The sequence below is a fragment of the Rothia sp. HMSC069C10 genome, from assembly GCF_001812205.1.
Classification (GTDB): domain Bacteria; phylum Actinomycetota; class Actinomycetes; order Actinomycetales; family Micrococcaceae; genus Rothia; species Rothia mucilaginosa.
Map to the genome: position 1 here is coordinate 45,141 of NZ_KV808303.1, position 12,186 is coordinate 57,326.

The 12,186-nt window shown below is 59.3% G+C and carries 9 protein-coding genes; 4 read left to right on the plus strand and 5 right to left on the minus strand.

Annotation, left to right across the window (positions count from 1 at the left end; translation table 11 throughout):
- Positions 1–36: 36 nt before the first annotated feature.
- The 3 genes from serS to HMPREF2842_RS06635 form a co-directional block, all read right to left on the minus strand.
- Positions 37–1,347, minus strand: coding sequence for a serine--tRNA ligase (gene serS / locus HMPREF2842_RS06625; RefSeq protein ID WP_070643637.1), 1,311 nt, complete (start codon positions 1,345–1,347; stop codon positions 37–39).
- A 125-nt stretch (positions 1,348–1,472) separates the two neighbouring features.
- Positions 1,473–2,420 carry a prephenate dehydratase gene (gene pheA, locus HMPREF2842_RS06630; RefSeq protein WP_070643640.1) on the minus strand — a complete coding sequence of 316 codons (948 nt, stop codon included), beginning with the start codon at positions 2,418–2,420 and terminating at the stop codon, positions 1,473–1,475.
- Between the two features lie 151 nt (positions 2,421–2,571).
- Positions 2,572–3,450 carry a spermidine synthase gene (locus HMPREF2842_RS06635; protein ID WP_070643644.1) on the minus strand — a complete coding sequence of 293 codons (879 nt, stop codon included), beginning with the start codon at positions 3,448–3,450 and terminating at the stop codon, positions 2,572–2,574.
- A gap of 92 nt (positions 3,451–3,542) precedes the next feature.
- Between HMPREF2842_RS06635 and HMPREF2842_RS06640 the strand changes: the two genes are divergently transcribed.
- Together HMPREF2842_RS06640 and pta are read left to right on the plus strand one after the other, a co-directional pair.
- The gene (locus HMPREF2842_RS06640; RefSeq protein ID WP_070643648.1) at positions 3,543–4,166 is read left to right on the plus strand and encodes a GNAT family N-acetyltransferase; all 624 of its coding nucleotides are present in this window, start codon (positions 3,543–3,545) and stop codon (positions 4,164–4,166) included.
- A 246-nt stretch (positions 4,167–4,412) separates the two neighbouring features.
- Positions 4,413–6,503 (plus strand): phosphate acetyltransferase, encoded by a 2,091-nt coding sequence (gene pta / locus HMPREF2842_RS06645; protein ID WP_070643651.1) that lies wholly within the window; start codon positions 4,413–4,415, stop codon positions 6,501–6,503.
- Between the two features lie 148 nt (positions 6,504–6,651).
- Here pta and HMPREF2842_RS06650 read toward each other — a convergent pair whose 3' ends face one another.
- Positions 6,652–7,092 (minus strand): hypothetical protein, encoded by a 441-nt coding sequence (locus tag HMPREF2842_RS06650; RefSeq protein ID WP_070643654.1) that lies wholly within the window; start codon positions 7,090–7,092, stop codon positions 6,652–6,654.
- A gap of 332 nt (positions 7,093–7,424) precedes the next feature.
- Between HMPREF2842_RS06650 and HMPREF2842_RS06655 the strand changes: the two genes are divergently transcribed.
- On the plus strand, positions 7,425–8,507 hold the full coding sequence (locus tag HMPREF2842_RS06655) for an HNH endonuclease (RefSeq protein ID WP_070643657.1): 1,083 nt from the start codon (positions 7,425–7,427) through the stop codon (positions 8,505–8,507).
- A gap of 91 nt (positions 8,508–8,598) precedes the next feature.
- On the opposite strand, the gene dcm is transcribed toward HMPREF2842_RS06655, so the two are convergent.
- Positions 8,599–9,918: a DNA (cytosine-5-)-methyltransferase gene (dcm, locus tag HMPREF2842_RS06660; RefSeq protein WP_070643660.1), complete on the minus strand. Its 1,320-nt coding sequence runs from the start codon at positions 9,916–9,918 to the stop codon at positions 8,599–8,601.
- A gap of 193 nt (positions 9,919–10,111) precedes the next feature.
- Between dcm and HMPREF2842_RS06665 the strand changes: the two genes are divergently transcribed.
- Entirely contained in the window at positions 10,112–11,611 is a 1,500-nt protein-coding gene (locus tag HMPREF2842_RS06665; protein ID WP_070643664.1) for a Sau3AI family type II restriction endonuclease, read from the plus strand.
- Positions 11,612–12,186 lie beyond the last annotated feature (575 nt).

Sequence of the window (12,186 nt, forward strand, 5' to 3'; positions counted from 1 at the left end):
TTACGCGGTGAGCGGGTTTTTCAGCTGGTTGTGAGATTACTCAGCAGCTACTGCGGGGATAACCTCGGCGCCACCCATGTACGGGCGCAGCGCCTCCGGGATACGCACGGAACCGTCAGCCTGCTGGTGAGTCTCCAGGATGGCAACCACCCAGCGGGTCGTCGCCAGGGTGCCGTTCAGGGTCGCTACGGAGCGGGTGCGACCCTTACGCACGTTGCCTGCCTCATCCACGGTGTCCGGGGTGCGCTCGCGAATGTTCAGGCGGCGCGCCTGGTAGGTGGTGCAGTTCGAGGTGGAGGTCAGCTCGCGGTAGGTGCCCTGGGTGGGGACCCACGCCTCGCAGTCGAACTTGCGGGCTGCGGAGGTGCCCAGGTCGCCTGCGGCGGTGTCGATTACGCGGTATGCGAGGCCGCAGCGCTGCAGCATTTCCTCTTCGAGGGACAGCAGCTTTGCGTGCATTTCTTCTGCCTGCTCGACGGGGCAGTAGACGAACATTTCAGCCTTGTTGAACTGGTGCACGCGAATGATGCCGCGGGTGTCCTTACCTGCGGAGCCTGCCTCGCGGCGGTAGCAGGAGGACCAGCCCAGGTACTTCTTCGCGCCCTTCTCGAAGTCGAGAATTTCGTCGGTGTGGTAGCCGGCGAGCGCCACTTCGGAGGTGCCGACCAGGTACAGGTCATCACGTTCGAGGCGGTAGATTTCGTCGTCGTGCTTGACGTTGAAGCCGGTGCCGTTCATGATTTCGGGGCGTACCAGGGTGGGGGTGGTCATCATGGTGAAGCCGTGCTCGGTTGCGAGGTCGAGCGCCATCCACATGAGTGCCTGCTCGAGGCGTGCTACCTGGCCCTTGAGGAAGTAGAAGCGTGCGCCGGAGACCTTCGCGCCGCGTGCCATGTCGATGCCGTCGACGAGTTCGCCGATTTCGAGGTGGTCGCGCGGTTCGAAGCCTTCGGTGGTGAAGTCGCGGGGGGTGCCAACTTCCTTGACGACTACGTAGTCGTCTTCGCCGCCGACGGGTACGCCGTCGATGATGAGGTTTTCGATGCTGCTGATCAGTTCCTCGTATTCGGCGGTTTTCGCTTCGGAGGCTGCCTTTGCTTCGTTGACGCGGGCTGCCAGTTCCTTCGCCTGTGCGACGAGGGCGGGCTTTTCTTCCTTGGGTGCCTTTGCGACGGTCTTGCCGAAGGCGTTCTGTTCGGCGCGCAGGTTCTCGTATTCGCCGATGAGTGCGCGGCGTGCGGTGTCGGCTTCGAGGATGCGGTCGACGTGGGTTTCGTCCTTGCCGCGTGCTCGCTGGGAGGCGCGGAAGACGTCGGGGTTTTCGCGGAGGAGGTTAATATCAATCACTGTTTTATCCTACCTAATCTTGCGGTGGGTTGTGGGCGGGGTTTGCGCTGGTGGGGCGCGGGTAGGTGCGGGGGTGTCTAGCGGCGGCCGGCTTGGTGCCGCCGGTGATGTTGTAAGTGGTGCTGCTAGCGGCGCTGCAGCTGTGCGGGGCGGCCGTTCGGGAAGAGCGACTCAACCCATTCGTGTGCGGCGTCGAAGGAGCCATCGGAGTGGATGGCGTCGACTTCGGTGTTTTCGTGGTCGGCGCGCGGGTAGGAGCCGAGGAATTTCAGCGTCGGGGAGACACGGTGCAGGCCACGCAGGGCGTCACGCATGCGTGCCTCGTAGATGTGGCCGTCGGCGTCGATGCTGAACGAGTAGGAGCCCATGCCTTCGCCGGTGGGGCGCGATTCGATGCGGGAGAGGTTCACGCCGCGCACGGAGAACTGTTCGAGCAGTTCGAGCAGGGCGCCGGCGCGGTTGGCGGGCAGCGGCACGGTCAGGGTGGTCTTGTCGGAGCCGGTCGGTTCGGGGATGTCGGCGGTGCGGGAGAGCAGCACGAAACGGGTTACGGCGTTCTTGTTATCGCCAATGTTGTCCTGCAACACGTGCAGTTCCGGGTGGTAGTTCAGCAACGCCGGGGAGCAGATTGCCGCATCGTAGGTGCAGCCCTCTTCGAGCAGGCCGACAGCCGCCGCGGCGGTGGAGGAGCCGGGCAGGTAGGCAGCGGTGGGTACGTTCTCCTGCGCCCAGCCGCGCACCTGCGCCCAGGCGTGCGAGTGGGTGGAGATGGTCTTGACGTCTTCAATGCTGATGGGCTTCGCGGCGACCAGCACGAAGCGGATCGGTACGAGCACCTCGCGGATAATGCGTACACCCTCGCTGGCTGCGATAGCGTCCAGGGTGGCGCTCACGCCGCCCTCCACGGAGTTTTCGATGGGCACCATGGCGGCGTCCGCCTCGCCCGCGTTCAGGCGTGCGAGCGCGTCGGGCACGCTGGTGGCGGGGATGCGTTCGGCGTCAGCTGCGCCGGGGACGCTCAGCAGGGCGGATTCGGTGAAGGTGCCGGAGGGGCCAAGGTAGGTGTATCGCATGCCACTATAGTAGCGTCTGCCGTGGAGGGGGCGCCGAATTGGGCCATAGGTTACGGTCTTTGGCGGTAGTTAAAAGCCCCCACCAAAGTCGCTAACCTATGGTCGAAAAATTTAAGTCATGACTGAAGAACGTAAGCTACCGCCGGAACCGCTACCTCACGAACTGGCGCACCCGCGCGGTGTCCCAGTACTGGGCGGGCACGCCTCCACCCATGAGCTCACGGGCGATAGCGGCGGCCTGCACGGAACCAGCCTCCGGCAGGGGCGCGTGCGAACCGGCGATAATGACGTTGCCGCGGCGGCGGCCCTTCAACATGGCGGAATCCGCCACAATGCACACGTACTCGAACACCTCAAGCAGGGCGGATGCCTCCGCGCGGGCACCGGTCAGCGCAGGCCCGTCACCGCAGTTCAGGATGTACAGGCCACCGGGTGCCAGCGACTCTGCGACGGTGCGGGTGAACTCGACGGTGGTGAGCGCCTCGGGCGTGGTGTCCCCGGCGAACACGTCACGAATCAGCACGTCACGGGATGCGGGCGCGAAGGTTGCGGTGACGGCGCCCGCCTCGCCCACGCGAATCTTCACGCGCGGCGCCTTGGGGATGTCGAACCAGGCGCGCACATACTCGGCGAGCTTGGCATCCAGCTCAACGACGGTGTTGCGGCTGGTCGGGTACAGGTCAGCGAAATAGCGTGCCATCGAGCACGCGCCGCCGCCCAGGTGGGTGATGCGCAGCTTCTTAGCGTCCAGGTGTTCCTTCACATGCGAGGAGACGACCGCCGCAATCCAGCGCATGTACTCAAAATCCAGCTGGCGAGGCTCACCCACAATCACGTGGGAAGACTGCACACCATTAATGAGCAGCAGCCAGCCGTCAGCGTGATAGCCGTCGGGGACCAGCTCCGCCTCACCCGTAGAAATCGGGTACACGCCAGCGGCGGCACCCTGCACGGGGGTGCTCTCGGTATCGTCGATGCGGTTCTTCTGCTGCTTTTGGGACTTCTTGGGTGCCCTGCTCTTTTTCGCCATACCCACTAGACTAGCCGACAGCCCTCACGCCCCTAGCGTACGCACCCGCAAGGAACCGCCTCCACAGGGGCCGGCTGAGTAGACTAGAACCCATGGGATTTGTATGTCAGGGCCGCTACGCGCTCGCACCAATTGAACCGACCGACGCCGAAAAATACGTCAACCTGCAGCTGGACTGCATGGAGCAAACCTACGACCCGATCTACTTCGACACGCTCGGGGAAAGCTTCACCGCCCGCCACCGCGCCGAACGCAACGAATACCTCGAAGACTTCCACCGCCACCTCTCCTCCCCCACCGTGCGCGGCTTCTTCGCCTACGACGTACCCGGCTGGACCCCCGAGAGCGGGCTCTCCTGCTCCATCGGCGCGCGGATTGACTGGGATAAGCCGGTCGGCCTGGCGCTCTCCCTGTGCGAACAGTCCTCTTGGGAACTCGAACGTGCCGACAGCCTCACCGAACTACCCGCAGGCACCCGCAAACTCACGCACCTGTACACCCTCAACCACACGCACGGCACCGGCCTCGGGCGGGCACTCTACGAATCCGTCATCTACCCGGACGAAAACTCCTACCTGTGGGTCATGGCTGAAAACGAACGAGCGCTCTCCTTCTACGAGCGCCTCGGCTACCAGCGCGACAGCATCGAATTTGAGGCACGCGGCATCTGGGCCCCCGGCCACAGCGTACGGTACGCGCACATCCCCAACCCGTAAACAACCCCCTAGACGGGCGGGCCACACCAGGGAGGCGGCACAAACATTCGTGCAACCCACCCCACCAGCAGCCGCGCATCCGCCCACATGACGCAGCGCACCGCACACCCTGTTAGGCGCCACCCCCACAACGCCTTAAGATAGAAGATGACCTATAAGCTCGACGCACCCGCGCACAGGAGCACATACACCCCTGCGCAACCGCGGGACCCAGCGCCGAACATCGCATAGAAGGACAGTAAAACAATGACCACCGGTCTTTACCTCTCCGCTATGTCCCAGAACTCGGGCAAGTCCCTCGTAGCCCTGGGTCTAGCAGACTCCCTCATCAAGCGCGCAGACCGCGTCGGCTTCTTCCGCCCCGTATTCGACGGCGCAACCATCTCCGACGACCCCATGGCACGCCTCATCCGTGAACACTTCGGCCTGACCGAAGAGCAGGTCGGCGGCGCAGTCTCCATGACCGACGCACTCGCACTCATCGCAGAAGGCGACACCGAAGAGATCTCCGCACGCGCAGTCTCCGCATACGAGAAGGTCGCAGCACACAGCGACGTCGTAATCGTCGACGGCGTCTACCTGCCCGCCAACGCGCTCTCAGTCGAATTCGACCTGAACGTCCAGATTGCACGTGACCTTGGCCTGCCCGTCGTCGCAATCGTCGGCGCACAGGAAGAAACCGTCGAAGAAGCAGTCACCGCAGTCGACGTGGCACGCACCGAACTGCTCGCCTCCAAGGTAGACCTGCTCGCAATCATCGTCGGCCGTGCAGAACCCGAACTGCGCGACGAAATCGAAAAGTCCGTCAAGCGCGGCGACGCAAACCTGCCCGTCTACGTACTGCCCGAAATCCCCGAACTGAACGCACCCACCGTCGGTGAAGTTGCCGAAGCCCTCAAGCTCGACACCGAAGGCATCAAGGCAGAAGACCTCAGCCGCGACATCCACGGCATCAAGGTCGCAGCAATGAACGTCTCCAACTTCCTCAACCAGTTCGTCGACGGCGACTTCGTCATCGTCCCCGGCGACCGTGCAGACATCGTCGCAGCAACCCTCGCATCCGCACTGGCACCGACCTTCCCCGCACCCTCCGGCGTGCTGCTCACCGGCGGCCTGGACGCACTGCCCGGCAAGAACACCGCAGTCGGCTCCCTCATCGACAACGCACCGTTCCCCGTGCTGTCCACCACCAAGGACACCTTCAAGTCTGCACGCGCAGTCTCCCGCGTCCGCGGCACCCTCGAAAGCGGCCACCAGCGCAAGCTCGCAGCAGCAATGGGCGGTTGGGACGAGCACGTCAACAAGGACGAACTGCTGGCACGCCTCGAAATTGAGCGCCCCGCATCCATGACCCCGCTGCGCTTCCTGCACAACCTCATCGAGACCGCACGCGCAAACCGCCGCTCCGTAGTCCTGCCCGAGGGTTACGACGTGCGAATCCTGCGTGCAGCCGAAATCATTGCACGCCGCGACTTCTGCGACCTGATCCTGCTCGGCAACCCCGCCAAGATCGCAGAGATCTGCCGGGCCGAAGGTATCGAACTGCCCAGCACCATTCGTATCATCGACATCGAAAACAACGAGTACACCGAGGACTTCGCAGCAACCTACGCTGAGCTGCGTGCACACAAGGGCGTCACCATCGAGGCCGCTCGCGAGCGCATGACCGACCCCTCGTACTTCGGCACCATGCTGGTTTACAAGGGCATCGCCGACGGCATGGTTTCCGGTGCAGTGAACACCACCGCGAACACCATCCGCCCCTCGCTCGAGTTCATCAAGACCCGCCCCGGCACCAAGATCGTCTCCTCCGTCTTCCTCATGCTGATGGAAGACCGCGTTCTGGTCTACGGCGACTGCGCAGTGAACCCGAACCCCAACGCAGAGCAGCTCGCCGACATTGCGAAGGCATCCGCGGAGACCGCACGCCAGTTCGGCGTCACCCCCAAGGTTGCTATGCTGTCCTACTCGACCGGCACCTCCGGCGCTGGCGCGGACGTGGACGTTGTGCGCGAGGCAACCGAGATTGTGCGCGCTTCGAACCCCGACTTCGCGGTCGAGGGCCCGATCCAGTACGACGCCGCTTCGAACATGTCCATTGCGTCGACCAAGCTGCCCGGCAGCGAGGTCGCTGGTCAGGCTACCGTGTTCGTCTTCCCCGACCTGAACACCGGTAACAACACCTACAAGGCTGTTCAGCAGTCTTCGGGTGCTGCCGCTGTGGGCCCGGTTCTGCAGGGTCTGCGTAAGCCCGTGAACGACCTGTCGCGCGGTACCACCGTTGAGGACATCATCAACACCGTTGCGATCACCGCAATTCAGGCGCAGAGCCTGTAAGGTGCACGCGGCGCTGTAGCGTGAAGGCTGCGGCGTTCCGTTGACATAGAAATCTCCCGCGCTGGGCGGGGCATGCCTTGGAGGTGTGCTCCACCCGGTGCGGGAGATTTTTTGTAATTACAGGGTTTCTTGTAGTGCCATTCCCCGGTTAGTCCTTGCGGGTGCGGCGGTCGAGGCGCACATAGTTAATCACGCCAAGAACAGCCATACCCACCGCGACCAGAACCGGATCGAGGGCGGGCGGGAAGAGCCAGGTGAGCCCCGCCTCCACGGTGTAAGCGATGAGGCGGCAGATAAGGTAGGTGCACACCCCCACGAAGAGGGCGTAGGCGACGATGATGCCGACCGGGCGGGGCTCGTAGCCTTCTCGCCGGGCGCGTAGAGCGGCACCCAGGGCGTTACCCAGGTACAGGGCGAGAGCGCCGACGACGAGCGCGGCGGTGAGGGCACCGTCAAGGAGCGTGCGCGGGGTCAGCGGTGCGGTGCCTGCCTCAGCGAAGAGGTTGAGGATGCGCACCGCGGCGTAGGCGTAGCAGAAGATGACAGCCGCGCGGATGGTGAGGGGTAGGTTGGTCCAGAAGGTTTTCATGCGGCCCCTTTCGAGGTGGAGGGCGGGCTTCTGTCTGAGTGTTACCCCAAGGATACCTAAGAACGCCGGTGTGTGATGCGAATCAATAGCGTTTGGGCTGGTGTGTTCTGCGTGCGGGGTGGGGTGTTTGGTGCGCCGAGTTTAATCGCCGAGAAGCCACATGTGTTTCGAAAAGCAACATGTTACGTGGCTTCTCGAAACACATGTGGCTTTTCGAGGAGGGGTTTTGGTGCCACCTGGATTTTTGTAATTACAGGATTCCACCACCCCTGCCCCGTGAGCCGGTGACCGCCCAGGCAGCGGCAAACCGCCCGGGCTGCTAGGCTGCTGCTATGGACAACAACTCAACGCCCTCACTGCCGGACCTCGTTCTCCCGTCCGTGGTGACGACCCTCAGCCTCCCGAGCAAGCACGCTTCAACTGACATGCGGCTCCCCCAGGCATGGCTGCTACGCTCCGTTCCCGATGAAGAGAACCGAAGCGCCGCCAGCGGAAAAGTCTACGACGATGCCCTAGATTTCCGCTACGTTTACGACTCGAAAGTTCGGAACTACACAAACGTTCGAGAGGGTGACTTCGTGCTGATTCGAGATAATTCGATTCTTCTCGGATCAGCAGTTATCCGAAAAATTGAGTCATACGAAGCCGATAAGGTCATGACGTTTTGCCCCCGCTGCGGGAGTAGCCGCATCACCTTCAAATCCGATGGGCTATGGCGTTGCGATGGAAATTGCTTGAGGAAAGATAAGCTCAAGCCCGAGAAGCGCCTGTATAAGAATCCTCTGCAGAGGACTGAGAGAGTTCAGCGTTTCATTGCCTACTATGGCGATACCTGGACTGAACTCATCGGTGCGTTAGACAAAGATTCTTTTGAAGGACTTTGTGCACCGGGCAAATATAACCGACAGAACAGCATTGTCGCCCTCGATACGGCAAAAGTCCTTGACTGGCTTGAAAGCCTGAACACTTCGGGTATTCACCAACTTCCCCTGAGCGATGCTCACGGGGTACCAGTGAATCCTCGGGGCGGTTTTACGGAGCGCACGGTTTGGTCTCGCAACGGTCAGGGACAGTTCCGACAGGAGCTGTTGAACCGCTTCGGCAATATGTGCGCATTTACAGGTGCTTGCCATACGGCGGCTCTAGATGCGGCACATCTGTACAGCTACGCGCGCGAGGGCAAGCACCGCGTGGATGAGGGTCTTCTGCTGCGCAAGGATTTACATAAGCTCTTCGACGGACAACTGGTGGGTGTGAGCTCTTCGCGCACTCTTCTTCTGCACCCCGATTTGGGGAATACGCAGTATCAGTCGTTGGCGGGTGCTCGCTTGAAGGTTGAGTTACCTAACCGAGCTCTTGAGCTGTTGGATGCGCACCGCTCAAGTCTGAGCTGGCTTGATGAGGCGCTGGTCTAGGCCCGCTCTGGTTTAGGCCGCCGGGCGCGCAAAAGGAGGTGCAGTAGCTTTCGGGCTACTGCACCTCCTATGCGTTTTTACTGGTTATGTCTTACTGGTTGTGTCGGCGGGCAATCGCCTTACCGATTTCGTGCGGGATACCCACCACGAGGGCGTTACCCATGCAGAAGGCGCGGTTACCGTCACTCATGCCGGCGTCGGTCCAGCCGCGGGGGAAGCCCTGCAGCTGATCCAGTTCATCGGGAACGAGGCGGCGGTACGCACCGGAATCACCAATCACAACATGCTTGAAACGGGAGGCTCCCGAGCCTCCTTCGCCGGTCAGGATGGTACGCGCCGGGCGGTCGAGCGGGTCAGGGAAAGACATTGAGCCTTCGGTGTAGAAGTATTCAAAGCCGCTTGCCTTATTGATACGCTTTTCCTTCTTCGCACCCTTGAGGTACTCCCAAGAAGGCACCTTGTCAGGGGCAATAAAGAACTGTTCCGGCACCTCAGAGTCGGGAAGAACCACGTCACCGAGCGTCTTAAATTCACCGCGATAGTCAGGCTCTACCTTGCTGGTGAGCACGGTGCCGTTCTGCATAACACCGGCAATCTGGAAGGGCGAGGTTTTAGCGCCAATTCCGAAGTGTTCCGTCTCGTTGTAGGGGTCATCGGAGATGGTGAACTCATCGGCCTCATTGAGCTCTTCGAAGACGGAGAGAAGACCCTCAGATTCTGCAGTTTTGACCGGGAACGCTTCTGCCAAAACACCGGTGTGGGTGATACGGCGCGACAAATCCCATTCAGGGGCGTTGTGTTCGGCGTAAATGTAAACGCGCTTACGCTTCTGCGGGTGACCGTACTCTGCCGCGTTGATAACGCGCCATTCGACGCTGTAACCGAGCGCGTAGAAGCAGGAGAGCATAATGGCGAAGTCGCGGCCTCGCTGCTTAGCGGGCGACTTCAGCAGGCGGTCAACGTTCTCCAGAACAACATATTTGGGGGTCTTAAGTTCGAGCGCACGGTGAATATCCCACCAGAGCACGCCCTTCTTACCTTCAATGCCGTGCGACTGCGAGAGGGGCTTGGTGACCGAGTAATCCTGGCAGGGGAAACCGCCGCAGAGCAGGTCAGCGTCGGGAATTTCGTAGAGGCCCGCCTCCACGTCATCAAGTACGGCGTGGATGTCACGGTTTTCGAGGTTTGCTTCTTCACCGAAACGTTCCTGGTAGCAGCGTGCCGCGAACTGGCGGCCAACCGTTCCCGGGGGCTCCCACTGGTTCGCCCAGACAGTCGTGAAGGGGCCCGCAGAGGGCAGGGTCATGCCATTGGCGTTATAGCCTTCAAATCCTAAGCGGAAGCCACCTACACCGGCGAAAAGCTCGATAACTCGGATAGGCTGGCTACTGCTGGTGGTTTTCTGATCCATGAGTCAGTAGTCCTTATAGTCCTCTGTAAATATATTCGAATACTAATACTATAACATAGAACAGCTATTCAGATCAAGTGGGTTCGGGAAAAGCCAGTGACGCGCCAAAGAGCGCAGCTGCGCTATCTGACGTAGCATGAGAGCAAGAAACAGCACCGCCGCCACCCCTCTACTTCCGGAAGGAACACCGACCATGGGCCTTTTCGACTACGACAATTCGAGCATTGATAGCATCCTCAAATACACAGCGGAGAATCTCGTTGGTCGCTCACTCTATGACCTCTTGGAGGAGTACCAGAACTCCGAGTACAAGACCTATGAGGATAAGAAAAAGGGCACTCCCTCAACGATTACTCGCAAGGAAATTAGCAAGCTCTCCAAGGGAATCTACGGTAACCTCGTTGAAGAGCTGCTCTATGGGATTAACCCCAATAATTCCCCGGACCCCGATATTCCCGCGGCAAGGGTCGAAATCAAAACGACCCCTTACCGAGTGAACGCGAACGGCACTATTTCTGCCAAAGAACGTCTAGTCCTCAGCATGTTTAATTTTCATGAGGAAAACCTAGACGATTTTTATCAGACGCACCTTTGGCATAAGTGCCAAAATATTTTGCTTCTATTTTATAAATATCAAAAGACTCGCGATATTTTGAATAATATCACCGATAAATTTTTCCTTTTTGACTGGCCCGAAGAGGATATGCCGACCATTCTCGAGGACTATAAACGTATTACCCAGAAAGTCCTGGAGGGACGCGCGCACGAGCTTTCCGAATCTGACGGCATGTATCTTTCGACCTGCCGCAAGGGTGCCGGTAAAGACAAGGATCGCACTACTCAGCCCTATGGCCCCGAGCTGGCCAATAGGCGCGCCTGGTCGCTAAAGAGTAGCTACATGACAACCCTCCTCCGCACCAAGGTTTTCAGCCAGGAGGAACAGGAGAGTATCGCTCGCGCAGCACAAGACACTTCTAAGCCTTTTACCCAGATTATTGAAGAAAAGCTTCTGCAGTACCGGGGCCAGAGCGAGAAAGAACTCTGTAAGAAGTTTGACGTTAACTTTAACGCCAAGGGCCGCAACAGCACTCTTGTGAGGAAAATTCTAGGCCTTTCCTCGGATATTGACAGTACTGCCGAATTTAAAAAGGCAAACATGAATATTCGCTCTATTCGTGTTGATAAAAACGGGCTCCCTAAAGAGGATTCTCCCTTTAAGAACTACCGTTTTATTGAACTGGCGAAGGAAGAGGAGTGGGAAGAGTCCCATATTTACGCCGAGATTTTCTCAAGGAAATTCATGTTCGTTGTTTTCCGCGAGAATGAATCCGGTGATTTCTGCTTGGATCAGGTCAAGTTCTGGGGTTTCCCCGATTCCCTCGAGCCTGAACTGATGAAGGTATGGCAAGAGACGAAGGAAATCATTAATCGAGGTGTTGAGCTAACGGTCAAGCCGAATGGTGAGGATGGCTTTAAGGTTTCCACTAACTTCCCGCAGAGCAAGGTGAATGAATACCTTTTTACGAAGGTTCACGCCTCCCAGACCTACTACGAAGTTAAGCCTGGCGAGTTTGTTGGAAAAGGCAAGCTCAAGGACACCGACGAGCTGCCGGACGGCCGCCGCATCACGAAGCACTCCTTCTGGCTGCCCAAGAAATTCGTTCAGCAGATTTTGCGCGGTGAATGGGACTAATAACCGAATACAATAACCGCAGCAGGCGGCCCCGGATGCGCAAGTGTTCGGGGCCGCTTGCTTTTTAGACAGAGGTTTTCGATAGGTTAGTGTCTTCGCCGTGGGTCTTTAACCCGCAGTGAAGACACTAACCTATCGACGAAAAGGCTAAGTCATAACCAATAACCGGCTCTCATCTACCTGGCGTAGCCGGAGATTCGGTCATGAGTTCCGGATTTGTGCCATAGGTTAGTGTCTTTGGTCGTAGTTAAAAGCCATGGCAGAAGACGCTAAACCATGGCACAAATTCTGCTGAGGCGGCGCCTCCGCGGGCGCAGAGATATTTGATGCATAAAACATTGAGAAGCCCGAATAATGACCAATCACCGCCACCACCCTCAAAAGAATGCAAACGACCGCAAACATGCGGTAGGGTGGTAACTGTAGTACTCAATAGCGCATTGATGCGATTGTTGGGCGAGCTACGGGGCTGTTTTCCTTCCGGTGGTCAGTTTGACCTGCGAAAAACGGTCCGACTAGTAACTAAACAACACACCATCACCGACGATAGGAGCGTATCTTCTATGGATTCGACC